We start from the raw sequence: 23,650 nt of genomic DNA, 5'->3' as shown, positions 1-23,650 counted from the left end.
GTCAGAGCCCCGCGAGGGGGTTCCTCAGGTTCCCGACGAGCTGGAGCGCGCCGGACGGATCCGCCAGGTCCACCATCTGCCGGTTGTCGCGCAGCTGGAGCCGATTGAGGCAGGACAGCGCGAACTCGGGCGCGAACATGTCGTACTGCCGGAACCGGTCGGTGAGTTCGGGCGCCGACTCCTGGTACTCCCGGGTGACCTCCGCGACCGTGCCCCAGAACGCGTCCTCGGCCAGGATGTCCTCCTCGGCCAGGATCGAGGCGAGGAAGCGGAAGAAGCAGTCGAAGACGTCCGTGAAGATCGACAGCAGCTTCATGTCCTCCGGGACCTCGGCCCGCACGCGCCGCACCTCGGGCGGGAGCGCCGCGTCCGCGTCCATGACCACGATCTCCTCGGCGATGTCCTTGTAGATCGCGCGTCGCACCACGCCGTCCTTCAGGACCAGGATCACGTTCTCGCCGTGCGGCATGTAGGCCAGGTCGTAGGCGTAGAAGCTGTGCAGGAGAGGCGTGTAGTACGCCCGCAGGTACTGCCGCAGCCACTCCCTCGGCGTCAGCCCGGACCGCTCGATCAGCGCGCCGGCCAAGGAAGCGCCGTCGTGGTCCACGTGGAGCAGGGAGGCCATCGTGGCGAGCGACTCGCCCTCCCGCAGGGAGGGGACCGGGCTCTCGCGCCACAGCGCGGCCAGCATCTTGCGGTACGGCGAGTGGCGGTCCGTCGCCGCCTCGTACTCCAGGTGCCGGTAGCCGACCGCCGCCCGCTCGCGGATGATCGACAGGCCCGTCGACTTCAGCACCGGGTCACTGTCGATCAGCTGGGCCAGCCAGTCGTTGATCGCCGGGGTCGCCTCCATGTAGGCGGCCGACAGCCCGCGCATGAAGCCCATGTTGAGGACGGACAGGGCCGTCTTCACATAGTGCTTCTCCGGGTGCGACCGGTTGAAGAACGTCCGGATGGACTGCTGGGCCAGGTACTCGTCGTCGCCCTCGCCCAGGCAGACCAGGTGCCCGCGGGCCACCTCGGCGGCGAAGGTGACGGTGAGCTTGTTCCACCACTGCCACGGGTGGACCGGGATGAGGAGATGGTCGGCCGGGTCCAGCCCCTTGTCCCGCAGGACGCCGTCGAAGCGCTCGACGGTCTCCTCGCCCAGCTCCTGCCGGACGAAGGACTCGTACTCGATCCCCGCGCCGGCCGTGAACGCCGCCCGGGAGCGGTGCGCGGCCAGCCACACCAGCCGGACCGGGTTCGCGGTCTCCGGGGCGTACGACCGGTACTCGTGGATGCCGAAGCCGAGCCGCCCGTTGTTGGCGACGAAGCAGGGATGGCCCTCGGTCATCCCGGTCTCGATCGCCTGGAAGCCGCCGCGCGCCAGCTCGGCCACCGGCATCCGCGGCTTCGCGAGCTTGTAGCAGGTGCTGGAGAGGGTGGAGGAGATCTCCTCCAGGTAGACCGGGAGGATCTCGTCGCTCAGGCCCAGCGACTGGCGCAGCTCGATGAAGAAGTCCATTGCGGACAGCGGGAGTTCGGTGTCGTCACGGTGCCGGGAGACGGACCCGGCGTCGATCTGCCAGTGGTCGAGGGCGCGGCGGACGGCGGTGAAGCGGTAGCGGGTGCGGCCGTCGTCGCTGCGGACGACGTACGCGTCCCCGTCCGCCTGCGGGGTGAGGAGGCGCTCGTGGGCGAACTCGGCGAGCGCCTTGCGTATCAGGAGGCGGTTGGCCGTCTCCCAGCGCTCGGGGGACAGATGGGCCACGGCGTCGGCGAGGCTCATGCGGCCACCGCCCGCTCGAACCCCTCGCGCGTGCAGAAGCTCAGCAGCGCGTCCTTCTCCGGCTTCCTGATCTCCCGCTCGGGCACGAACCCGACGGCCGCGTTGAGGGCGTGCACCGCCTTGTTGCGCACGTCCGGCTCCACGACCACCCGGCGCGTCGCCGGGTCCTCGAAGAGCCTCGCCATCACGGCGGTGATGACGGCCCTGGTGAACCCGTGCACGGGCGCCTGGGTCGCCGGCACCAGGAAGTGCATCCCGACGTCCCCCGGCTCGGGCTCGTACAGCCCCACCAACTCCCGGTGCGCAGGGTCGTACCGCTCCATCAAAAAGGCGGGCTTCCCGTCGAGCAGCCCGAGCAGCGCGTGATGATGCTCATCGGCCGCGATCTCCATGTAGGCGCGCTCGACATCCTCCAGCCTGGCGTCCTGCATCATCCAGAACGCCGCCTTGGGATGCGTGACCCACCCGTGCAGCAACTCGGCGTCCTTCAGGGGGTCGAGGGGGCGGAAGGTGAACATGGTGCTCAAGACGGTCATGCGGCGAACTCCTGGAACGCGATCGTCTTCTCGACCGGGTAGTACTCGGTGCCGAGCAGTTCGCGGATGATGTACGCGTTGCGGTAGGGGCCCATGCCCAGGTCGGGGGACGTGATGCTGTGGGTGTGGACGCCGGCGTTCTGGAGGAAGACGCCGCGGCCCGTGGTGTCGATGGAGTAGTTGCGGGCGACGTCGAAGCGGCCGTGGCCGTCGAAGCGGAGGCGGTCGGTCAGCGGTTCGAGGAAGGCCGGTGGGCGGTAGTGGTAGCCGGTGGCCAGGATCAGGCCCTCGGTGCGGATCTCGAAGTCCTTGTCCTGCTCGTCCTGGTGGAAGCCGAGCGTGTACGCGTCGTCCTCGTGCCGGGCGCTGGTCAGCGTGGAGTTGGTGAGCAGGCGGGTGGGGACCGGGCGGTCGCCGCTCTCGACGTTCTTCTGGTAGAGCAGGTCGAAGATGGCGTCGATCAGGTCCGAGTTGATGCCCTTGAACAGGCCCTTCTGCTGCTTCTCCAGCCGGTAGCGGGTCTCCTCGGGCAGCGCGCGGAAGTAGTCGATGTAGTCCGGGGAGGTCAACTCCAGGGTCAGCTTCGTGTACTCCAGCGGGAAGAACCGCGGGGAGCGGGTGACCCAGTTGAGCTCGTAGCCGTGGACGTCGATCTCGGAGAGCAGTTCGTAGTAGATCTCGGCGGCGCTCTGGCCGCTGCCGACGATCGTGAGGGACTTCTTGGCCGGCAGCTCCGCCTTGCGGTGCATGTACTGCGCGGTGTGGATGACGTCGCCGCCCAGATCCTGGCAGGCCTCGGGGACGAAGGGGACCGTGCCGGTGCCGAGTACCAGATGACGGGCCCGGAACGTCTCGCCGGCCTCGGTGCGGACGACGTACACCTCGTCCTCGTACGTCACCTCGGTGACCGTCGTGCCGAAGCGGATGCTGGAGAGCTTCGAGGCGGCCCAGCGGCAGTAGTCGTCGTACTCCACCCGCAGCGGATAGAAGTTCTCGCGGATGTAGAACGAGTACAGCCTGCCCTTCTCCTTCAGGTAGTTGAGGAAGGAGTACGGGGAGGTCGGGTCCGCCAGGGTGACCAGGTCCGACATGAACGGGGTCTGCAGGTGGGCGCCGTCGAGAAACATGCCCGCGTGCCACTCGAAGTCGGGCTTGGACTCCAGGAAGACACCGTCGAGTTCGGCGACGGGCTCGGTGAGGCAGGCGAGGCCGAGGTTGAAGGGGCCGAGCCCGATCCCCACGAAATCGTGGGTGCGGAGCGGGGCTTCAGGACGCGCGGTCAAGGGACTCTCCCAGGTACTGCTCGGCGTGGCCGGCGATCAGGTCGAGGACGGCCGCGATGTCGGCCGTCGTCGTCTCGGGGTTGAGCAGGGTGAACTTCAGGTAGTGGCGGCCGTCGACCTTGGTGCCCGCGACCACGGCGTCGCCGGAGGCGAACAGGGCCCTGCGGGCGTACAGGTTGGCGCGGTCGATCTCGGCCGGGTCGGTGACGGCCGCCGGGATGCAGCGGAAGACGAGGGTGGAGAGGGTGGGCTCGACGACGACGTCGAAGCGGGGGTCGGCGGCCAGCAGCTGCCAGCCCTCGGCCGCCAGGTCGCAGACCTCGTCGAAGAGTTCGCCGATGCCGTCGGCGCCCATGACGCGCAGGGTCATCCACAGCTTGAGCGCGTCGAAGCGGCGAGTGGTCTGCAGGGACTTGTCGACCTGGTTGGGGATGCGCTCGTGCACCATGCGCCGCGGGTTGAGGTACTCGGCGTGGTAGGTCGCGTGCCGCAGGGTGGCGGCGTCGCGGACCAGGACGGCGGACGAACTCACCGGCTGGAAGAAGGACTTGTGGTAGTCGACGGTCACGGAGTCGGCGCGCTCGATACCGTCGATGCGGTCCCGGTACTTGCGGGAGGCGAGCAGTCCGCAGCCGTAGGCGGCGTCCACGTGCATCCACACGTCGTGCCGCGCGCACAGCTCGGCGATCTCGGGCAGCGGGTCGATGGAGCCGAAGTCGGTGGTGCCGGCGGTGGCGACGACGGCCATCGGGACCAGGCCGTCCCGCCTGCAGCGCTCCAGTTCATGGGCGAGCGCGACCGTCTGCATGCGCTTGTCGTGGTCGACGGGGATCGACACGACGCTGTCGGCGCCCAGGCCGAGGAGTTTGGCGGACTTCTTGACGCTGAAGTGGCTGACCTCGGAGGCGAAGACGCGCAGTTTCCCGGGGTTGACCCCGCTCTCCCACCCTGCCTGCCCCGGCTTCGACTCCTCCCGGGCCAGCAGCAGGGCCTGGAGGTTGGACTGGGTGCCGCCGGAGGTGAACACGCCGTCGGCGGCCGGGCCGAGGCCGATGCGGGCGGCCGTCCAGTCGACGAGCCTGCGCTCGATGAGGGTGCCGCCGGCCGACTGGTCCCAGGTGTCCAGGGAGGAGTTGACCGCGGAGAGCACCGCCTCGCCGAGCACCGCCGGGATGACGACGGGGCAGTTGAGGTGGGCGAGGTAGCGGGGGTGGTGGAAGTAGACCGCGTCGCGGAGGTAGACCTCCTCCAGCTCGTCCAGCGCCGCGGTGGTGTCGTGCAGGGGACGGTCGAGGTCGATCTGCTCGATGCGGGGGGCGAGGGCGTCGACGGTGACGCCGGTGAACGGACGGCCGGTGGTGCCGAGTTTGGCCGCCACCCGCTCGACTCCTTCGGTCACGGAGCGGCGGTAGTGCTCCGCGGTGAGGTCATTGAGCAGGTGCGAGCGCATGTGGGGGTCCTCCGGGGGGACGGTCCGTGCGGGATGGGGAGAGGGACGCGGATCCGCGGCTTCAACTTAGGTTAGCCTAACCTAAGTTGATCGAGTGGAGACGCGCCCCTCCCGTGACCGCCGTCACTCCGACGGCGGTTACGCGGACTCGCGCAGTTGCTCCTCGCTCATTCCCAGCCGCCAGTAGCCGACGAAGGTGACGCGCCGCCGGTCGATGCCGCGCTCGCCGACGAAGTGCCGGCGCAGCTCCTTCACCCGGCCGGACTCGCCCGCGATCCAGACGTACGGGCTTTCGGCGGGCGGGAGTTGTGCGGCGCGTACGGCGTCGACGGCCCTGGGGGAGTCCTGATCGCCCACGAGCCAGGTGAGGTCCACGTCGGCCTCGGTGTCGACGTGCTGGACGTCCCCGGCGTGCGGCACCTCCAGCCAGACGCGGGCACGGGTGCCGGCCGGCAGGGACTCCAGGATCGCGGAGGCGGCGGGTACGGCGGTCTCGTCGCCCCAGATGGCGACGAGGTCGGTGTCCTCGGGCGGCCGGAAGCGGATCGCGCGGTTGTCGGCGATCGCCGGGCCGAGCAGCAGGACGCGGTCACCGGCGGCGGCCCGGGAGGCCCAGTGCGAGGCGGGTCCGGCCGGGGTGTGCAGGACGAAGTCGATGTCGATCTCATCGGGCTTGCCAGGCTCGCCGTGCCCGCGGCGCAGGGCCCGCAGGGTGTACGAGCGCATCACCGCCCGTACGTCGTCCGGGAGTTCGCGCCAGGCGGCCCACCAGCCGTCGCCCAGCTCGATGGGTACGACGGGCTCGGTCTGGCCGGGGTGCGGCAGGAACAGCGACAGCGACTGGTCGCGGCCCCGGGAGTGGAAGGCGTACAGATCGGGCCCGGCGAAGGTGACCCGGACCAGGGACGGGCCGAGCCGCCTCGTCCGTACGACCTGTAGGGAGAAGAAACGGAACGGGGCGGCTACGGCGGTGGTCACGGTGCCTCCTCAGCTGACCTTCTTCGCGTTCTCGATGGCCGTCGCGAGCTCCTCCAGGAGCGGGGCGCACTTGTCGTAGGACAGGATCGGCTCGGGATTGCGGGCGATGACCTGCTTCGCCTTCACCGCGGGCAGCTTCTTCCAGGTGCCCTCGGTGATGTCGGCGGGCTGGATGGCCGAGGTGCGGTTGTCCATCAAGATGATGTCCGCGTCGTACTTGTCGACGTTCTCCCAGCTCAGCGACTCGTACCAGCCGCCGCCCTGCTTCTTGGCGCTCTCCGGGGGCTCGACGAAGTGCACGCCGAGGGCCTTGAAGTACTCCAGGTCGACGGAGAGGTTGGTGCCGGAGACGTAGAACAGGTCCTGGCTGGCGGAACCGGCCATCACCTTGATGTCGGGCTTGGCCTTGGCGGCGGCGCGCAGCCGGGCCGCGGCGTCCTCGAAGCGCTTCTTGGCCTGCGTGACCTTGGCCGAACCGACGTCGCCGCCGAGCGACTCGGCGAGCGCCAGCATGCGCTGGAGCGGCTCGGTCAGCTGGCGGTCGTAGACGGAGACGCCCACGCTCGGGGCGCCGACCGCCTCGATCTTCTTCTTGGACTCCTCCGGCACGTACCAGAGGGTGCCGGCGTCGTCGAACATCGTGGACAGGAGCGCGTCGGGCGCGAGGGAGACGTACTTCTCGATGTTGAACTGGCCCCACTCGTTGCCGAGGACGGTCACCTTGCTGATGTCCATGTCGCCGGCCTGGACGTCCGCCTTGCCGTCCTTGGTCTTCGTGGGGCCGAAGACGCCCTTGGCCTGGACGCCGTAGTCGTACAGCGCGGCGGCCACGCCGACGAACGCGACGATGTTCGAGGGCACCTTGTCGGACTTGGCGGTCTGTCCGCGGTCGTCCTTGAACGTCCAGGGACCGGACTTGGCCGCCTTGGTCCCGTCGTCCGAGCCCTTGTCTTTCCCGTCGTCGTCACCGCAGGCCGCGAGCGCGGCACCGAGGCCGAGGGCGCCGCCCGCGGCGAGGATGCCGCGGCGAGTGAGGTGGGTGGCACGGGCATGGGGCATGGGTATGACTGCTTTCGAACGGGGCGAGGCGCCCGCCGGACATATCGAAGGTAGGTTAGCCTAACCTCACCTGATGTCCAGAGGGCGGGGCGCCTCGCGTCACGACCCGTCAGCAGTCGGGGCCCCGGGGCCCGGGAACTCAGCCCACGAGCCCCAACTCCCGTGCGATGAGCATCCGCTGCACCTCGCTCGTGCCCTCGCCGATCTCCAGGATCTTGGAGTCGCGCCACATGCGGGCCACCGGGTACTCGTTCATGAAGCCGTAGCCGCCGTGCACCTGCGTGGCGTCACGGGCGTTGTCGACCGCGATCGTGGAGGAGTACAGCTTGGCCAGGGCCGCCTCCTTCTTGAACGGCTCGCCCGCCACCAGCCGGGAGGCCGCGTCGCGCCAGGCGAGGCGGGCCGTGTGGGCCTTCATCTCCATGTCGGCGATCTTGAACTGGATGGCCTGGTTGGCACCGATCGGCCGGCCGAAGGCCTGGCGCTCCTTGGCGTACTTGACCGACTCGTCCACACAGCCCTGCGCGAGGCCCGTCGCGAGCGCCGCGATGGCGATGCGGCCCTCGTCGAGGATCCGCAGGAACTGCGCGTACCCCCGGCCGGGCTCGCCGAGCAGGTTGGCGGCGGGCACGCGGACGTCCTGGAAGGACAGTTCGCGGGTGTCCGAGGCGTTCCAGCCGACCTTCGAGTACGGGGCCGCCACCGTGAAGCCGGGCGTGCCCGACGGGACGATGATCGCCGAGATCAGCGGCTTGCCGTCCGGCTTGCGGCCGGTGACCGCGGTGACCGTCACCAGACCCGTGATGTCCGTACCGGAGTTGGTGATGAAGCACTTGCTGCCGTTGATCACCCACTCGTCGGTCTCCGGGTCGAGACGGGCCGTCGTACGGGTCGCGCCCGCGTCCGAGCCGCCGTCCGGCTCCGTGAGGCCGAAGGCGCCCAGCATCTCGCCCGAGCACAGACGCGGGAGCCACTCGCGCTTCTGCTCCTCGGTGCCGAACAGATGGATCGGCATCGCGCCCAGCGAGACGCCCGCCTCCAGCGTGATGGCGACCGAGGAGTCCACCCGGGCCAGCTCCTCCAGCGCGAGGCCCAGCGCCAGGTAGTCGCCGCCCATGCCGCCGTACTCCTCCGGGAACGGCAGCCCGAACAGACCCATGCGGCCCATCTCGCGGACGATCTCGTACGGGAACTCGTGCCGCTCGTAGAAGTCGCCGATCTTCGGCGCCACGACATCGTGCGCGAACTCCTCCACCGTGCGGCGGAGTTCCTCCAGCTCGGGGGAGAGACGGTGGTCCATGCTGATCACTGGTCCTTGTGGGAAAGAGCGCGGACGGTGCGGGAGGGGCTGGGTCGGCCCAGCCGCTCGGCCATCCACACGCTGGTTTCGGTGAGGCGGCCGAGGTCGACCCCGGTCTCGATGCCGAGGCCCTGGAGCATCCACACGAGGTCTTCGGTGGCGAGGTTGCCGGTGGCGGACTTGGCGTAGGGGCAGCCGCCGAGGCCCCCGGCGGAGGCGTCGATGGTGGTGACACCGTGTTCGAGCGCCGCGTAGGTGTTGGCGAGCGCCTGGCCGTACGTGTCGTGGAAGTGCACGCCGACGACGTTCGTCGGCACGCCCTCCTCGTTGAGCACGGAGAGCAGTTCGAGGACGTGGCCCGGCGTGGCGACGCCGATGGTGTCGCCCAGGCTCAGCTCGTCACAGCCCATGTCCACCAGCGCCTTGCAGACGCGTACCACCTGGTGGATGGGGACCGCGCCCTCCCAGGGGTCGCCGAAGCACATGGAGACATAGCCGCGCACGTGCACGCCCTTGTCCTTGGCGCCCCGCACCACCGGGTCGAAGACCGCGAGGGACTCGTCCAGCGAGCGGTTGAGGTTGGCCTTCGCGAAGGACTCCGTGGCGCTGGCGAAGACGGCGATCCGGCGGGCGCCGAGCGCCAGGGCGCGGTCCAGGCCGCGCTGGTTGGGCACCAGCACCGGCAGGGCCACCTGGAGGTCGCTCACCTGCGGGAACAGCTCTTCGGCGTCGGCCAGTTGGGGCACCCACTTGGGGTGGACGAAGCTCGTCGCCTCGATCGTCGTCAGGCCCGCGTCGGCCAGCCGGCGGATGAACTCCGCCTTGACCTCGGTCGGCACGGTCGACTTCTCGTTCTGCAGCCCGTCGCGCGCGCCGACCTCGTGGATCCGGACCCGTGCGGGCAGGTCCTGGGCCGGTACGACCATGGGCAGTTGGTCGACGGTCACTGAGCCGCCTCCTCGTGGGGTGCGATCACCGCGAGCACCTGGTCCATGGCGACCGTGGTGCCGGGGGTGACGTCCAGTTCGGCGACGGTGCCGGCGTGCGGGGCGGAGACGACGTGCTCCATCTTCATCGCCTCCACCACCAACAGGCTCTGGCCGGCGGTCACTTCGTCGCCGACGGCGACCTTCACCACGGTGACCGTGCCGGGCATGGGCGCGGTGAGCGAGTCGGCGCCGGCGTGCCCGGCCCGGGTGAGGGACGCGGCCACCGGGTCGTGATCGCGCACGTGCCAGGCGTCGCCGTCGCGGCCCAGCCAGTCGGCGGCGCGGTGGAAGGTGTGGCGGACGCCGTCGAGGGTGACGGAGACCGCGTCTTCGGTGACCGTGTGGGTGCCGCGCGGGGCGAACTCCACGGGGTCGCCCACCCGCAGGGGGAAGGCCACCGGCTTCGGCGTGCCGCCGAGGCGCCAGCCGCTCGGCACGGAGAAGGGATCGGTCCAGCCGTCCCCGCTCGGACGCAGCGCGTCCAGCCGCACGGCCGCGGCCGCCTCGTACACCTCCTCCGGTACGTCCGTGGCGACGAGGTCGTCGACCACCCGCTCGACCAGGCCCGTGTCCAACTCGCCCGCCACGACCGCCGGATGGGCGAGCAGCCGGCGCAGGAACCCGGCGTTGGTCTGCACGCCCAGCGTGACCGTCTCGGCGAGCGCCGCCCGCAGTCGGCGCAGCGCGGTGTCGCGGTCGGGGCCGTAGGCGATCACCTTGGACAGCATCGGGTCGTACAGGCTGCCCACCTCGGTGCCCTCGGCGAGCCCGGAGTCGGTGCGCACCCCGTCGCCCTGCGGCTCGCGCAGCCTGAGGACCGTGCCGCCCGAGGGCAGGAACCCGCGCGCGGGGTCCTCGGCGCAGATACGGGCCTCGACCGCGTGCCCGGTCAGCCGGATGTCCGGCTGCGCGAACGGCAGCGGCTCGCCCGCCGCCACCCGCAGCTGCCACTCCACCAGGTCGAGCCCCGTGACCAGCTCGGTGACCGGGTGCTCCACCTGGAGGCGGGTGTTCATCTCCATGAAGTAGTACGAGGACGGGTCGCCGCCCGGCACGATGAACTCCACCGTGCCCGCGCCCCGGTACCCGCAGGACCGGGCCGCCTGCACCGCGGCCTCGCCCATCGCGGCCCGGGTCTCCTCGTCGAGGAGCACGCTGGGCGCCTCCTCGACGATCTTCTGGTGCCGGCGCTGCAGCGAGCACTCGCGCTCGCCGAGGTGCACGACGTTGCCGTGACCGTCGGCCAGCACCTGGATCTCGATGTGCCGGGGCCGGTCGACCCACCGCTCCACGAGCAGCGTGTCGTCGCCGAAGGAGGCGCGGGCCTCGCGGCGGGCGGCGGCGATCTCCTCGGCCAGCAGGTCGGCGTCCCGCACCAGCCGCATGCCCTTGCCGCCGCCGCCGGCGGACGGCTTGAGCAGCACCGGCATGCCGATCTCCCGGGCCGCGTCGGCGAGCTGGGCGTCGGTGAGCCCGCTGCCGCTGGAGCCGGGGACGACCGGCACCCCGGCCACCCGCACCGTCTCCTTGGCGCGGATCTTGTCGCCCATCAGGGAGATGGCCTCGGCGGGCGGGCCGATGAAGACCAGCCCCGCCCGCGCGCACGCCTCGGCGAAGCCGGCGTTCTCGGCGAGGAAGCCGTATCCCGGGTGGACGGCCTGGGCGCCGGTGCGGGCGGCGGCCTCCAGCAGCCGCTCGACGTTCAGATAGCTCTCGGCGGCCGGCGCGGGGCCGATCCGTACCGCCGTGTCGGCCTCCCGCACGTGCCGCGCGTCCGCGTCGGCGTCGGAGAAGACGGCGACGGAGCGCACGCCCATCGAGCGCAGCGTACGGATGACACGGACGGCGATCTCGCCGCGGTTGGCCACGAGCACGGTGTCGAACACGGGTCCCCTCCTCACATCCGGAAGACGCCGAACTGGGGGTCACCCAGGGGCGCGTTGGCACAGGCGGTCAGCGCGAGGCCCAGCACCTGCCGGGTCTCCAGGGGGTCGATGACCCCGTCGTCCCAGAGCCGGGCGGTCGCGTAGTAGGCGTTGCCCTGGCGCTCGTACTGGGCGCGGATGGGCGCCTTGAAGGACTCCTCGCCCTCGGCCGGCCAGGACTCGCCGCGCGCCTCCAGCTGGTCGCGCTTGACGGTCGCGAGGACCGAGGCGGCCTGCTCGCCGCCCATGACGGAGATCTTGGCGTTGGGCCACATCCACAGGAAGCGGGGGGAGTAGGCCCGGCCGCACATCGAGTAGTTCCCCGCGCCGTACGAGCCGCCGACCACGACCGTCAGCTTCGGCACCCGGGTGCAGGCGACCGCCGTGACCATCTTGGCGCCGTGCTTGGCGATGCCGCCCGCCTCGTAGTCCTTGCCGACCATGAAGCCGGAGATGTTCTGCAGGAAGACGAGCGGGATGCCGCGCTGGTCGCACAGCTCGATGAAGTGGGCGCCCTTCTGGGCGGACTCGGAGAACAGGATGCCGTTGTTCGCGACGATCCCGACCGGGTGCCCGTGGATCCGGGCGAAGCCGGTGATCAGGGTCTGCCCGAACTCCGACTTGAACTCGGCGAAGCGGGAGCCGTCGACCACGCGCGCGATGATCTCGCGGACGTCGTAGGGGGTGCGGGAGTCGACGGGAACCGCGCCGTACAGCCCGTACGGATCGACCTTCGGCTCGACGGCCGGCTCGACCCCCCAGGGCAGCGGCCGGCGCCCGGGCAGGGTGGCGACGATGTTCCGCACGATCCGCAGTGCGTGGGCGTCGTCCTCGGCGAGGTGGTCGGTGACACCGGAGACGCGCGAGTGGACCTCGCCGCCACCGAGCTCCTCGGCGGTGACGACCTCACCGGTGGCCGCCTTCACCAGCGGGGGACCGCCCAGGAAGATCGTGCCCTGGTTGCGGACGATCACGGCCTCGTCGCTCATGGCCGGTACATAGGCCCCACCGGCGGTGCAGGAGCCGAGCACGGCGGCGATCTGCGGGATGCCGGCGCCGGACATCCGGGCCTGGTTGTAGAAGATCCGCCCGAAGTGCTCGCGGTCCGGGAAGACCTCGTCCTGCATGGGCAGGAAGGCACCTCCGGAGTCGACGAGGTACACACAGGGGAGCCGGTTCTCCAGGGCCACTTCCTGGGCCCGCAGGTGCTTCTTCACGGTCATCGGGTAGTACGTGCCGCCCTTGACGGTGGCGTCATTGGCGACGATCACGCAGTCCCGTCCGCTGACCCGGCCGATCCCCGCGATGACGCCGGCGGCCGGTGCCTGACCGTCGTACATCCCGTCCGCGGCGAGGGGGGCCAGCTCCAGGAACGGCGAGCCCGGGTCGAGAAGGGTGTCCACCCGGTCCCTGGGCAGCAGCTTCCCGCGCGCGGTGTGGCGGGCGCGCGCCCTCTCCCCGCCGCCGAGCGCCGCGGCGGCCAGCTTGCCGCGCAGCTCGTCGACGAGCGCGAGGTGGGCCTGTTCATTGGCCCGCCAGGCCTCCGACGCGGGATCTGCCGCGCTCGTCAGCTCCGGTGCCTCTTGCATCCTCCGGTCCCCTCACCCAGTGATCGACTGTTAATGAGCGTTAACCATTTCCCACAGGTTAACGAGCGCTAACCTCCCTGTCTAGAATTGCCGGCATGGCCACCAGAACCGACGCCCCCACCCGCCGTGAGCAGATCCTCAAGGAGGCCGCTCGCCTCTTCGCCGAGCGCGGTTTCCACGGGGTCGGGGTCGACGAGATAGGCGCCGCGGTCGGTATCAGCGGTCCCGGTCTCTACCGTCACTTCGCCGGCAAGGACGCGATGCTCGCCGAGCTGCTGGTGGGCATCAGCGGCCAGCTGCTCAAGGGGGCGAAGCGCCGCCTGGCTGAGGCCGACGGCTCGTCCGGGCCCACCGAGGTGCTCGACTCCCTCATCGAGGGCCACATCGACTTCGCCCTCGACGACCGTCCCCTGATCACCCTGCACGACCGCGAGCTGGACCGCCTGCGGGACAGTGACCGCAAGCTGGTGCGCCAGCTGCAGCGGCAGTACGTCGAGCTGTGGGTGGAGGTCGTCCGCCAGGTCTACCCCGCGCTGGCGGAGCCGACCGCCCGCTCCGCGGTGCACTCCGTCTTCGGGCTGCTGAACTCCACCCCTCACCTGGGGCGGTCGGGCTCGCTGCCGGGGCGCGGGGCCACGGCGGCGCTGCTGCACCGGATGGCGCGGGGGGCGTTCGAGGCCGTGGGGGCGTGACGAGCGTTACCCCTGGCGCACCCTGGACGCTCGCCCTACCGGCCGGTACGGTTGCCTGAGCAAGCGCTTAGACAGGTCAGATGGAGGTGGGCGGCGTGCGCCGTACGGTGTTCAACGAGGATCACGAGGCGTTCCGGGAGACCCTGCGCGCCTTCATCGAGGCCGAGGTCGTTCCGGTGTACGACGAGTGGTTCGCCGCCGGCCAGGCGCCTCGCGACTTCTACTACAAGCTGGGCGAGCTGGGCATCTTCGGCATCAACGTGCCCGAGGAGTTCGGCGGCGCGGGCATGGACAGCCACAAGTTCGAGGCCGTCCTCTACGAGGAGACCGCCCGCGCGGGCGTCCAGTTCGGCGGCTCCGGCGTGCACGTCCTGCTCGCCCTGCCGTACATCAAGATGCTGGCCGACGACGAGCAGAAGAAGCGCTACCTGCCGAAGTTCGTCACCGGCGAGGAGATGTGGGCCATCGCGATGACCGAGCCGGGCACCGGCTCCGACCTCGCGGGCATGAAGACCACCGCCAAGCTCAGCGAGGACGGCACGCACTACGTCCTCAACGGCGCCAAGACGTTCATCACCGGCGGCGTCCACGCCGACAAGGTCATCGTCTGCGCCCGGACCTCCGCCCCGACCGCCGAGGACCGCCGCTTCGGCATATCCCTCTTCGCCGTCGACACCAAGTCCGAGGGCTACTCCGTCGGCCGCAAGCTGGACAAGCTGGGGCTGCGCACCTCCGACACCGCCGAGTTGGCCTTCGTCGACGTCAAGGTGCCCGTCGAGGACCTGCTCGGCGAGGAGAACAAGGGCTTCTACTACCTCGGCCACAACTTGGCCTCCGAGCGCTGGGGCATCGCCTTCGGCGCCTACGCGCAGGCCAAGTCCGCGGTCCGGTTCGCCAAGCAGTACGTCCAGGAGCGCACGGTCTTCGGCAAGCCCGTCGCCCACTTCCAGAACACCAAGTTCGAGCTGGCCGCCTGCCAGGCCGAGGTGGACGCGGCCGAGGCCGTCGCCGACCGCGCGACGGAGGCCCTGGACGCCGGTGAGCTGACCCCGGCCGAGGCCGCCTCCGCCAAGCTGTTCTGCACCGAGGTCGCGCACCGCGTCATCGACCGCTGCCTCCAGCTGCACGGCGGCTACGGCTACATGAACGAGTACCCGATCGCTCGCCTGTACGCCGACAACCGCGTCAACCGTATCTACGGCGGCACCAGCGAGATCATGAAGTCGATCATCGCGAAGGACATGGGCCTGTGACACGGCTCCGTAAGGCCTGCGACATCCGTGCACGGTACAAGTGACGTATGAGCCAGGCACTTCAGTCCCTGCTTGAGCTGCTCGATCTGGAGCAGCTCGAACAGGACATCTTCCGCGGCCAGTCCCGGGCCGCCGTCGTCCCGCGCGTCTTCGGCGGGCAGGTGGCGGCCCAGGCGGTGGTCGCCGCCGGGCGTACGGCGCCCGCGGACCGGCACGCGCACTCCCTGCACGCGTACTTCCTGCGCCCCGGTGACCCGGGCGCCCCGATCGTCTACACGGTCGACCGCATCCGCGACGGGCGTTCGTTCACCACCCGCCGGGTGGTCGCGGTCCAGCACGGGCAGCCGATCTTCCATCTCTCGGCGTCCTTCCAGACGGACGAGGAGGGTCTGGACCACCAGGCCCCCATGCCGCCCGCGCCGGATCCCGAGACGCTGCCCACCTCCCGGGAGCGGATGACCGGGTACGCCCACCTGCCGCCCCAGGTCGTGGAGAAGTTCCTGGAGGCGCGCGAGGCCGTCGACCTGCGCTATGTCGAGGAGCCGCCGTTCGGGAAGTTCGGCGAGCCGCGCGAGCCGCACTCGCAGGTGTGGTTCCGCACCAACGGCAAGCTCGACGACGACCCGCTCCTGCACGTCGTCCTCGCCACCTATGTCTCCGACATGACCCTGCTCGACTCCGTGCTGCTCGCGCACGGCCGCGGCGGCTGGGCCGTCGGCGACGTCGTCGGGGCCTCGCTGGACCACGCGATGTGGTTCCACCGGCCGTTCCGCGCCGACGAGTGGCTGCTCTACGACCAGGACTCCCCGTCCGCGCACGGCGGTCGTGGTCTCGGGCAGGCCCGGATATACACCCAGGACGGTCGGCTCGCCATCTCCGTCATCCAGGAAGGCGTCGTCCGCGTCCCTCGATGAGAACCCGGCCGGACCGCGATGCGGTGTGACGACCGAGGTGGGGCCCCTGTGACCCGAGAGGCTGCCCGAGGTGACGAGTTGCGGGTGGGGTACTAGGCTCTATGAGTGAAAGCCGCATTGCACGGCACGCCCGGCCGACCTGGTTCCCGTGGCGTGGGACCCGGCCGCAGTGAGCGCCCGCGAAACGTTGCGCGGGCGGACTGAAGGCGTCGGCGGTGAGCCCGTGCGCTTCAGTTGAATACGCGGCGACACCTGAGACCGTGCCGCAGCTCTCTGCTTGCGGTGACGGCCATCCACCTCGCGCATCCCGTCCGGTATCGCGAGAGACGATGGAACGGAAGGTTTTTCCCATGCGAGCACAACGCGTGAGGCGTCTCCTCGCGGCGTCCGCCGCCGGCATCCTGATGGCCGGCGGGGCCGCGATCGGCGCGGCCGGCACCGCTTCGGCCAGCAGCGACCACGGCGGCGGCTGTGGCCACCACGGCGGATACAGCTGGTGGAATGGCGGCTGCGGCGGCGGCTACGGCGGAGGCCATGGCGGCTACGGCGGCGGCTATGGCGGTGACCACGGCGGCTATGGCGGAGGCCACGGCGGCTACGGCGGTGACCACGGCGGCTACGGCGGCGGTGGCCACGGTGGCGGCGGCTACGGTGGCGGAGGCCACGGCGGCGGTGGCGGCGGTTACGGTGGCGGTGGCCACGGTGGCGGCGGCAACGGCGGTGGCGGAGGCCACGGCGGCGGTGGTGGCGGAGGCGGCCACTGAGGCCGGTGCCCAACGACAGTGAGAGCGTGATGTGCGGCCCCGTCAGAGGGGCCGCACATCACGCTCTTTGTCTCGGGCCCCGGCTCAGGCCAGCCCCGCCTCGGCGAGCAGATACGCCGTCATGGGGTCGTAGTGCCGCGGGCTGAGCACATGGTCGTCGAGCGGCACCGCCACCTGGACGGTGCCCTCCGACTCGGCGAGGAACAGCGCCGGGTCGTTGCAGTCGGCGTAGCCGACGGAGTCGACGCCCGCCCGGCCCGCGTATCCGGCCCAGCCGTGGTCGGCGACGACCAGGTCGGGCAGCGGGCGGCCCGCGCGCTCAAGGCCCGTCAGAATCGCCCGCATCGGCTCACCGGAGTGGGTGTGCCACAGCGTGGCCCCGTGTTCGAGGACGGCCACGTCCGCGAACTGCATGACGTACCCCTCCTCCGTCTGCAGCCCCTCCGGGATGACCACGATCTCGCAGCCGGCGGCGCGCAGCGCGGCGGCCGTGGCCCGGTGCACGTCCAGCAGGCCGCCGGGGTGACCGGTGGCGAACAGCACCCGCTGCTGCCCGTCGGCCGCCTTCCGCAGCCGGCCCGCCAGCCGGACCAGGGCGTCCACGGTCAACTCGGGGTCGATGGTGTCCTGTCCGTACCGGTACTCGGGATCGTCGTTGACGCCGACCCGCTCCGCCATCACCGCGAGGACGTCCTGCTCGTCCCGCCACCGGTCCCCGAGCTCCAGTCCGAACCAGAAGTTGCGGTCGCCGTTGGCCAGCCTGCGGTAGTGGTTCAGGTTGTTCTCGCGCGGGGTGGCCACGTCGCCCGCGATGCGGGTCTTCACGAGGTGGTCGACGAGCTCGGCGCGGCTGGGTGTCCCGGGTATCGGCATGCCCCCCATTGTGGGGCAGTGCGCTGCGCGTTTCCCTGACGTATCGCTCGCTGGGACGTGGGTCACTCCCGGTTCGCCCCCGCCTCACTTCCGCCGCGCTCACAGGTGTTTCAGCGCGAACCACAGCTCCATCCGTACGTCCGGATCGTCGAGGTCCGCGTCGAGGAGTGCAGCGCAGCGCGCGATCCGCTGCCGCACGGTGTTGCGGTGCACGGACAGCGCCACCGCGGTCCGGTCCCAACTGCCGTGCAGGGACAGCCAGGTGCGCAGGGTCTCGGCGAGCGCCGGGACGGCGGAGACCGGGGCGAGGACGGCGCGGGCGTACGCCTCGGCCTCCCGGGACGGGACGAGTCCGTCGAGGCTGGGGCGGGTGCCGTGGCGGACCAGCGCGGTGCGGGTGGCCCGGGCGCGGGCCAGGGCACGGGCGGCCTGGGTGTCGGCGGACGGCCACTGGGGCGGGGGCACGGCCGCGCTGACGCCGAGGAGCCAGCCGGGCTGCGGCGCCGGCGCGCGGTCGGCGGGCACGAGGACCCGTACGACGTCCTTGGCGAGGTCCACCAGCGCCGATCCGAGGGCGGCCCCCAGCGCGGAGGCAGCCATCGCGTCGGGCGGCCGGCCCTCGGGCCGGGCGTGCACCACCAGCCAGCTCTCGGCCCCGAGCAGCGGCGCCACGTCGGCCGGCGGCACCCCGAGGAGCAGCCGTACGAGCGCGGCGGCGCGGGCCGCTCCGGCGCCGCTCTGGTGCTCGCCGGTCAGCAGGGAGAGCAGCACGGCGGCCACGGACGCGATCGTGTGATCCCCGGGCTCCCGCCGCGGCGCGGCGACCCCGAGCACGAATCCCTGTCCGGCTCCGAGGGCGTAGGCGGCCAGCCGAGTGCCGGCGACGGTGTCGGTGGCGGACGCGGGAGCGGGGCGGTCGGCCGGCGGGCCGTGGCCGGTCGAGGGGCGATCGGCCGACGGGCGGGACGTGGTGGGGCCCTCGGGGGCGCCCGGACGGTCGGTGGCGGGGCCGGTGCCCGGGGTGTGGGGCGGCGTGGGGCTCGGGCGGACCACCCCGGTCAGGACGGTCAGTGCCTGTCGTGCCTCGTCTCCCGGCGCCCGCCCGGCCCCCGCGATCTCGGCGCCGTCCGGTCCGTACAGCGCGGCCCAGCCGCCGACGCGCTGGGCGAGCTGGCGCAGGACCGACGGGACGGGGTCGGGGCGGGAGGCGGCGGCCGCGAGGCTCTGCTGGGCCTCCGTCACCCGGCGCAGTTCGGCCAGGCGGGCCTGCGCCATCAGCTGCCAGACCGCGCGGGCCACGCCCGAGAACGTGGTCTGCGGCGGCACCTCCAGGAGCGGGAGCCCGTGCGCCTCGCAGGCCTCGACCAGGGTCCGCGGAACCGTGTCGTGGACCGGCGCGAGACCGAAGCCGAGGGCCGCGCCGCCCGCCGCCACGATCCGGGAGACGTAGCCGTCGAAGTACTCGCCCAGGGTCCCGGCCCGGTCCGCCGCCTCCGGGACGTGGACCCCCGCCGACAGCAGCAGCTCACCACCGAGCAGATACGGATACGGGTCGGCCATCTCCGAGGTGTGCGCCCAGTGGATCACCACCCCGTCGGCCGCGGGGCCCGCGATCTGGCGCAGGGCGAGGTCCTCCCTCGCCAGCAGCGCGGTCAGCGGGACCGGTGGGGTGGGTGGGACTGCTGGTGCAGACGTGTCCGGCATGGTGTGCGTACCCTCCATCCCGCGCTGCTCGAATGGATGAAACGTACACTTCGCAGCCGCTTTCCGGCCACCTAGTGTCAAGTCCGGACCGGCAGCCACGGGTACGGGCGGATGTCCCCGTGAGCCCTGCCGACCTCCCAGGAGAACCCCCACGTTTCTGCACGACACGCCACCGGGATGTGCGCGAAGGAGGGCCCCTACATGGCCGTCGACTACACAGTGATCGTCGTCTATCTGGCCGGCATGCTGGCCATGGGCTGGTGGGGCATGCGCCGCGCCAAGTCCAAGAGCGAGTTCCTGGTGGCCGGGCGCCGCCTCGGGCCCGCCATGTACTCCGGCACCATGGCCGCGATCGTCCTCGGCGGCGCGTCCACCATCGGCGGCGTGGGCCTCGGCTACCAGTACGGCCTCTCCGGCGCCTGGATGGTCTTCACCATCGGCCTCGGCCTGCTGGCGCTCTCCGTCTTCTTCTCCGCCCGCATCGCCCGCCTCAAGGTCTACACCGTCTCCGAGATGCTGGACCTGCGCTACGGCGGCCGGGCGGGCGTGATCTCCGGCGTCGTCATGTGGGCGTACACCCTGATGCTCGCGGTGACCTCGACCATCGCGTACGCCACGATCTTCGACGTCCTCTTCGACATGAACCGGACCGTCGCGATCGTCCTCGGCGGCTCGATCGTCGTCGCCTACTCCACGCTCGGCGGCATGTGGTCGATCACGCTCACCGACATGGTGCAGTTCGTGGTCAAGACGATCGGCGTGCTCCTGCTCCTGCTGCCGATCGCGGTCGTCAAGGCCGGCGGCTTCTCCGAGATGAAGGCCAAGCTGCCCACCGAGTACTTCGACCCGCTGGGCATCGGCGGCGAGACGATCTTCACGTACGTGCTGATCTACACGTTCGGCATGCTCATCGGCCAGGACATCTGGCAGCGCGTGTTCACCGCCCGCAGCGACCGGACGGCCAAGTGGGGCGGCACGGTCGCGGGCACCTACTGCCTGGTGTACGCCCTGGCGGGTGCCGTCATCGGTACGGCCGCCAAGGTGCTCTACCCCAAGCTCGGCAGCCCGGACGACGCCTTCGCGACCATCGTCAAGGACGAGCTCCCCGTCGGCGTCCGCGGGCTGGTGCTGGCCGCCGCCCTGGCCGCCGTGATGTCCACGTCCTCCGGCGCGCTGATCGCCTGCGCGACCGTCGCCAACAACGACATCTGGTCGCGGCTGCGCGGTGCCGTACGCCGCGGCGAGGGCGCCGAAGCCGCCGGGACCGCGCACGACGAGGTGTCCGGCAACCGCGCCTTCATCCTGCTCATGGGCGTCGCCGTGATCGGCACCGCGATCGCGCTGAACAACGTGGTCGAGGCGCTCACCGTCGCCTACAACCTGCTCGTCGCCGGCCTGCTCGTGCCGATCCTCGGCGGCCTGCTGTGGAAGCGCGGCACCGTGCAGGGCGCCCTCGCCTCGGTGATCGTCGGCGGCCTCGCGGTGATCGGCCTGATGGCGGGCTACGGCATCCTCGCCAACGAGCCCGTCTACCTCGGCCTGTCCGCCTCCCTGGTCGCCTACGTCGCCGTCTCCCTGGCCACGAAGCCCACCGACGCGGCCGTCCTCGCCACCTGGCGCGAGCGTCTCGCCGGGCGGACCCCCGAACTCGCGTCCGAGCCGGTCCCGGCTCACCAGTAAAGTCATATGGAAAGCAGTGAATGCGCGGCAAAGCGCAGGAAAGAAGGCATTTCACGATGAGCAGCAACGAGACGCCCCGCGGTCCCGTCGATTCCTCCCGCATCCCGCGGTACGCGGGTCCCGCGACCTTCGCCCGGCTGCCCCGCCTCGACGAGGTCGGCACCGCCGACGTCGCCGTCGTGGGCGTGCCGTTCGACTCCGGCGTCTCGTACCGGCCGGGCGCCCGCTTCGGCGGCAACGCCATCCGTGAGGCGTCCCGGCTGCTGCGCCCCTACAACCCGGCGCAGGACGCCTCCCCCTTCGCTCTCGCCCAGGTCGCGGACGGCGGCGACATCGCCGTGAACCCGTTCAACATCAACGAGGCCGTGGACACCATCGAGGCCGCCGCCGACGAGCTGCTCGGCACCGGCGCCCGTCTGATGACCCTGGGCGGCGACCACACCATCGCCCTGCCGCTGCTGCGCTCGGTCGCCAAGAAGCACGGCCCGGTCGCCCTGCTCCACTTCGACGCCCACCTCGACACCTGGGACACCTACTTCGGCGCCGAGTACACGCACGGCACCCCGTTCCGCCGCGCCGTGGAGGAGGGCATCCTCGACACCGAGGCGCTCTCCCACGTCGGCACCCGCGGCCCGCTGTACGGCAAGCAGGACCTGACCGACGACGAGAAGATGGGCTTCGGCATCGTCACCTCCGCGGACATCTACCGCCGCGGCGCCGACGAGGTCGCCGACCAGCTGCGCCAGCGCATCGGCGACCGCCCGCTGTACATCTCCATCGACATCGACTGCCTGGACCCGGCGCACGCGCCCGGCACCGGCACCCCCGAGGCCGGCGGCATGACCTCCCGCGAGCTCCTGGAGATCCTGCGCGGTCTGGCGTCGTGCAACCTGGTGTCGGCGGACGTCGTCGAGGTGGCCCCCGCGTACGACCACGCGGAGATCACGTCGGTGGCGGCCTCGCACACGGCGTACGAACTGACCACCATCATGAGCCGCCAGATCGCGGCGGCCCGCAACTCCTGATTCCCGAGGAGACCGAGACCAAGTGACCCACGACCACGACCTGGTGCTTCGCCCGACGCCCGCGCAGACGGAGGCCGCGCTCAACCTGCCCCCCGGCCGCAACGGCGGAGACCTGGTCGTGGAGACCCTGTCCGGTCTCGGCGCGACGACCGTCTTCGGCCTGCCGGGCCAGCACGCCCTCGGCATGTTCGACGCGCTGCGCCGCTCGGATCTGCGGTACATCGGTCTGCGGGTGGAGAACAACGCGGGCTTCGCGGCGGACGCGTACGGCCGGGTCACCGGCGAGGCCGCGCCGCTGCTGCTGTCGACCGGCCCGGGAGCCCTCACCTCCCTGGCCGCGCTCCAGGAGGCGGCGGCCGCCAGCGCCCCCGTCCTGGCGATCAGCAGCCAGATCCCCACCGCCGGCCTGGGCGGCGGCCGGCACGGCTATCTGCACGAACTCCCGGACCAGGCAGCCTCGTTCCGGGGCGTCGTCAAGTCGGTCCACACGGTCCGCACCCAGTCCCAGATCCCGTCCGCGATAGCGGCGGCCTGGAAGTCGGCGCTGACCGCCCCGCACGGGCCGGTGTGGGTGGAGATCCCGCAGGACGTACTGCTGGCCGAGACCTCGCTGCCGACGGTGACGGGGGTCGACGCGACCCCCGACCAGCCGGCCCCGCGCCCCGAACTGACCGCCGTGGCCGCCGACCTGCTCGCGCGGGCCGCCCGGCCGGCGATCATCGCGGGCGGGGGAGTGGTACGGGCGGACGCGTCCGGCAAGCTCAGGCAGCTGGCCGAGCGGCTCGACGCCCCCGTCGTCACCACCTTCGGCGGCAAGGGGGCGTTCCCCTGGACGCACCCCCTGTCCCTGCAGTCCTGGCTGGAGGACCGCCACACCACGGACTTCCTGGAGGACGCCGACGTACTCCTCGTCGTCGGCTCGGGCCTCGGTGAACTCTCCTCCAACTACTACACGTTCAAGCCCCGGGGCCGGGTGATCCAGATCGAGGCGGACCTCGGCAAGCTGGAGTCCAACCACCCGGCGCTCGGCATCCACGCGGACGCGCGCCTCGCGCTGCAGGCGCTGCTGGAGACGGTGCCTGAGCGCACGGACCCGACGGCCCCCGAGCGGGTGCGGGAGGTGCTCGCCCGCGTCGCGGAGCGCATCGCGTCCCAGGAACTCACCCTGGAACAGGACGTGTTGGCGTCCGTCCGGCGGGCCCTGCCGGCCGGCTCCCCGTCCTTCTGGGACATGACGATCCTGTCGTACTGGGCCTGGTCGGCCTTCGACCCGGGGCACACGAACCTGATGCACTCGGCCCAGGGCGCCGGCGGCCTCGGCTACGGCTTCCCGGCGGCGCTGGGCGCGGCCGCCGCCGACCCGACCCGCCCCGTGCTGGCGGTGTCCGGCGACGGCGGCGCGCTGTACTCGATCGCTGAGCTCGCGACGGCCAAGCAGTACGGCCTCCCGGTCACCTGGCTGATCGTCGACGACGGCGGCTACGGCATCCTGCGCGAGTACATGACGGACGCCTTCGGCGAGGCGACGGCGACGGAACTGACTCGCCCCGACTACGCGGCACTCGCCGAGTCCTTCGGCGTCCCGGGCATCCGCACGACCCCCGAGGCCCTGGAGACCGACCTGGCGAAGGCACTGGCGTCACCGGGCCCTTCGGTGGTCGTACTCCCGGCACTGCTGCGGATGTTCGCGCCGACGCACCTGAACTGACCTCGTGGGCACCTCGACTTCACAGCGGGCTCTCATGTGCGCGACGAGCGGGAGAGGCTGAAGGCGGCTCTGCGCGGGGCCGTCGACGCCCTCGTACGCGCCCGGATCGACTGGCGGAGAAGGCCGGGCGAGTTTCTCGCCCGGCAGCGGATCAGCT

The 23,650-nt window shown here is 71.3% G+C and carries 19 protein-coding genes; 7 read left to right on the top strand and 12 right to left on the bottom strand.

Annotated features, from left to right (window positions below; all coding sequences use genetic code 11):
- Position 1 precedes the first annotated feature (1 nt).
- From IPZ69_RS23020 to IPZ69_RS22975, 10 genes are all read right to left on the bottom strand, one after another.
- Entirely contained in the window at positions 2–1,771 is a 1,770-nt protein-coding gene (locus IPZ69_RS23020) for an IucA/IucC family protein (protein WP_235456186.1), read from the bottom strand.
- Complete coding sequence (locus tag IPZ69_RS23015; RefSeq protein WP_235456185.1) at positions 1,768–2,307, bottom strand: GNAT family N-acetyltransferase; 540 nt, start codon at positions 2,305–2,307, stop codon at positions 1,768–1,770. The genes IPZ69_RS23020 and IPZ69_RS23015 overlap by 4 nt, the downstream gene beginning before the upstream one ends.
- Entirely contained in the window at positions 2,304–3,590 is a 1,287-nt protein-coding gene (locus IPZ69_RS23010) for a lysine N(6)-hydroxylase/L-ornithine N(5)-oxygenase family protein (protein WP_235456184.1), read from the bottom strand. Before IPZ69_RS23010 ends, IPZ69_RS23015 begins: the two co-directional genes overlap by 4 nt.
- Entirely contained in the window at positions 3,574–5,040 is a 1,467-nt protein-coding gene (gene desA, locus IPZ69_RS23005) for a lysine decarboxylase DesA (protein ID WP_235456183.1), read from the bottom strand. Before desA ends, IPZ69_RS23010 begins: the two co-directional genes overlap by 17 nt.
- 138 nt (positions 5,041–5,178) lie before the next feature.
- A complete protein-coding gene (locus tag IPZ69_RS23000; protein WP_235456182.1) occupies positions 5,179–6,018 on the bottom strand; it encodes a siderophore-interacting protein in 840 nt (279 codons plus the stop codon).
- A 9-nt stretch (positions 6,019–6,027) separates the two neighbouring features.
- On the bottom strand, positions 6,028–7,077 hold the full coding sequence (locus tag IPZ69_RS22995) for an ABC transporter substrate-binding protein (RefSeq protein ID WP_235456181.1): 1,050 nt from the start codon (positions 7,075–7,077) through the stop codon (positions 6,028–6,030).
- A 139-nt stretch (positions 7,078–7,216) separates the two neighbouring features.
- Entirely contained in the window at positions 7,217–8,377 is a 1,161-nt protein-coding gene (locus tag IPZ69_RS22990) for an acyl-CoA dehydrogenase family protein (protein WP_235456180.1), read from the bottom strand.
- A gap of 5 nt (positions 8,378–8,382) precedes the next feature.
- Positions 8,383–9,303: a hydroxymethylglutaryl-CoA lyase gene (locus IPZ69_RS22985; protein ID WP_235456209.1), complete on the bottom strand. Its 921-nt coding sequence runs from the start codon at positions 9,301–9,303 to the stop codon at positions 8,383–8,385.
- Positions 9,304–9,320: 17 nt separating this feature from the next.
- Complete coding sequence (locus IPZ69_RS22980; protein ID WP_235456179.1) at positions 9,321–11,252, bottom strand: acetyl/propionyl/methylcrotonyl-CoA carboxylase subunit alpha; 1,932 nt, start codon at positions 11,250–11,252, stop codon at positions 9,321–9,323.
- Between the two features lie 11 nt (positions 11,253–11,263).
- Positions 11,264–12,880 (bottom strand): carboxyl transferase domain-containing protein, encoded by a 1,617-nt coding sequence (locus IPZ69_RS22975; protein ID WP_235456178.1) that lies wholly within the window; start codon positions 12,878–12,880, stop codon positions 11,264–11,266.
- A gap of 95 nt (positions 12,881–12,975) precedes the next feature.
- Between IPZ69_RS22975 and IPZ69_RS22970 the strand changes: the two genes are divergently transcribed.
- The 4 genes from IPZ69_RS22970 (at position 12,976) to IPZ69_RS22955 (ending at position 16,503) form a co-directional block, all read left to right on the top strand.
- Entirely contained in the window at positions 12,976–13,572 is a 597-nt protein-coding gene (locus IPZ69_RS22970) for an SACE_7040 family transcriptional regulator (RefSeq protein WP_235456177.1), read from the top strand.
- Between the two features lie 95 nt (positions 13,573–13,667).
- Complete coding sequence (locus IPZ69_RS22965; RefSeq protein ID WP_235456176.1) at positions 13,668–14,825, top strand: acyl-CoA dehydrogenase family protein; 1,158 nt, start codon at positions 13,668–13,670, stop codon at positions 14,823–14,825.
- A gap of 47 nt (positions 14,826–14,872) precedes the next feature.
- On the top strand, positions 14,873–15,739 hold the full coding sequence (locus IPZ69_RS22960; protein ID WP_235456175.1) for an acyl-CoA thioesterase: 867 nt from the start codon (positions 14,873–14,875) through the stop codon (positions 15,737–15,739).
- 350 nt (positions 15,740–16,089) lie between these two features.
- Positions 16,090–16,503, top strand: coding sequence for a hypothetical protein (locus IPZ69_RS22955; RefSeq protein ID WP_235456174.1), 414 nt, complete (start codon positions 16,090–16,092; stop codon positions 16,501–16,503).
- Positions 16,504–16,587: 84 nt separating this feature from the next.
- Here IPZ69_RS22955 and IPZ69_RS22950 read toward each other — a convergent pair whose 3' ends face one another.
- Both IPZ69_RS22950 and IPZ69_RS22945 read right to left on the bottom strand, forming a co-directional pair.
- Positions 16,588–17,376, bottom strand: a complete 789-nt coding sequence (locus IPZ69_RS22950; protein ID WP_235456173.1) for a phosphatase — start codon at positions 17,374–17,376, stop codon at positions 16,588–16,590.
- 99 nt (positions 17,377–17,475) lie between these two features.
- A complete protein-coding gene (locus IPZ69_RS22945) occupies positions 17,476–19,080 on the bottom strand; it encodes a PucR family transcriptional regulator (RefSeq protein ID WP_235456172.1) in 1,605 nt (534 codons plus the stop codon).
- A 201-nt stretch (positions 19,081–19,281) separates the two neighbouring features.
- Between IPZ69_RS22945 and IPZ69_RS22940 the strand changes: the two genes are divergently transcribed.
- The 3 genes from IPZ69_RS22940 to IPZ69_RS22930 are packed head-to-tail and all read left to right on the top strand — an operon-like array spanning position 19,282 to position 23,493.
- Entirely contained in the window at positions 19,282–20,760 is a 1,479-nt protein-coding gene (locus tag IPZ69_RS22940; RefSeq protein WP_235456171.1) for a sodium:solute symporter, read from the top strand.
- A gap of 56 nt (positions 20,761–20,816) precedes the next feature.
- Positions 20,817–21,785, top strand: a complete 969-nt coding sequence (gene speB, locus IPZ69_RS22935) for an agmatinase (RefSeq protein ID WP_235456170.1) — start codon at positions 20,817–20,819, stop codon at positions 21,783–21,785.
- A gap of 22 nt (positions 21,786–21,807) precedes the next feature.
- Positions 21,808–23,493, top strand: a complete 1,686-nt coding sequence (locus IPZ69_RS22930) for a thiamine pyrophosphate-binding protein (protein ID WP_235456169.1) — start codon at positions 21,808–21,810, stop codon at positions 23,491–23,493.
- Positions 23,494–23,650: the final 157 nt, after the last annotated feature.

Origin of the sequence: Streptomyces olivochromogenes, from assembly GCF_021538895.1 — a bacterium.
GTDB classification, from domain to species: Bacteria; Actinomycetota; Actinomycetes; order Streptomycetales; family Streptomycetaceae; genus Streptomyces; species Streptomyces olivochromogenes_A.
The sequence above is the reverse complement of the archived record's forward strand: the minus strand, read 5'-3'. Positions and strand labels throughout refer to the sequence as shown.

What these genes read in the sequence shown, in the direction of transcription:
- IPZ69_RS23020 (WP_235456186.1), bottom strand. Translation starts at nt 1,771, where the DNA reads ATGAGCCTCGCCGACGCCGTGGCCCATCTGTCCCCCGAGCGCTGGGAG.
- IPZ69_RS23015 (WP_235456185.1), bottom strand. Translation starts at nt 2,307, where the DNA reads ATGACCGTCTTGAGCACCATGTTCACCTTCCGCCCCCTCGACCCCCTG.
- desA (WP_235456183.1), bottom strand. Translation starts at nt 5,040, where the DNA reads ATGCGCTCGCACCTGCTCAATGACCTCACCGCGGAGCACTACCGCCGC.
- IPZ69_RS22995 (WP_235456181.1), bottom strand. Translation starts at nt 7,077, where the DNA reads ATGCCCCATGCCCGTGCCACCCACCTCACTCGCCGCGGCATCCTCGCC.
- IPZ69_RS22990 (WP_235456180.1), bottom strand. Translation starts at nt 8,377, where the DNA reads ATGGACCACCGTCTCTCCCCCGAGCTGGAGGAACTCCGCCGCACGGTG.
- IPZ69_RS22985 (WP_235456209.1), bottom strand. Translation starts at nt 9,303, where the DNA reads ATGGTCGTACCGGCCCAGGACCTGCCCGCACGGGTCCGGATCCACGAG.
- IPZ69_RS22975 (WP_235456178.1), bottom strand. Translation starts at nt 12,880, where the DNA reads ATGCAAGAGGCACCGGAGCTGACGAGCGCGGCAGATCCCGCGTCGGAG.
- IPZ69_RS22970 (WP_235456177.1), top strand. Translation starts at nt 12,976, where the DNA reads ATGGCCACCAGAACCGACGCCCCCACCCGCCGTGAGCAGATCCTCAAG.
- IPZ69_RS22960 (WP_235456175.1), top strand. Translation starts at nt 14,873, where the DNA reads ATGAGCCAGGCACTTCAGTCCCTGCTTGAGCTGCTCGATCTGGAGCAG.
- IPZ69_RS22955 (WP_235456174.1), top strand. Translation starts at nt 16,090, where the DNA reads ATGCGAGCACAACGCGTGAGGCGTCTCCTCGCGGCGTCCGCCGCCGGC.
- IPZ69_RS22950 (WP_235456173.1), bottom strand. Translation starts at nt 17,376, where the DNA reads ATGCCGATACCCGGGACACCCAGCCGCGCCGAGCTCGTCGACCACCTC.
- IPZ69_RS22945 (WP_235456172.1), bottom strand. Translation starts at nt 19,080, where the DNA reads ATGCCGGACACGTCTGCACCAGCAGTCCCACCCACCCCACCGGTCCCG.
- IPZ69_RS22940 (WP_235456171.1), top strand. Translation starts at nt 19,282, where the DNA reads ATGGCCGTCGACTACACAGTGATCGTCGTCTATCTGGCCGGCATGCTG.
- speB (WP_235456170.1), top strand. Translation starts at nt 20,817, where the DNA reads ATGAGCAGCAACGAGACGCCCCGCGGTCCCGTCGATTCCTCCCGCATC.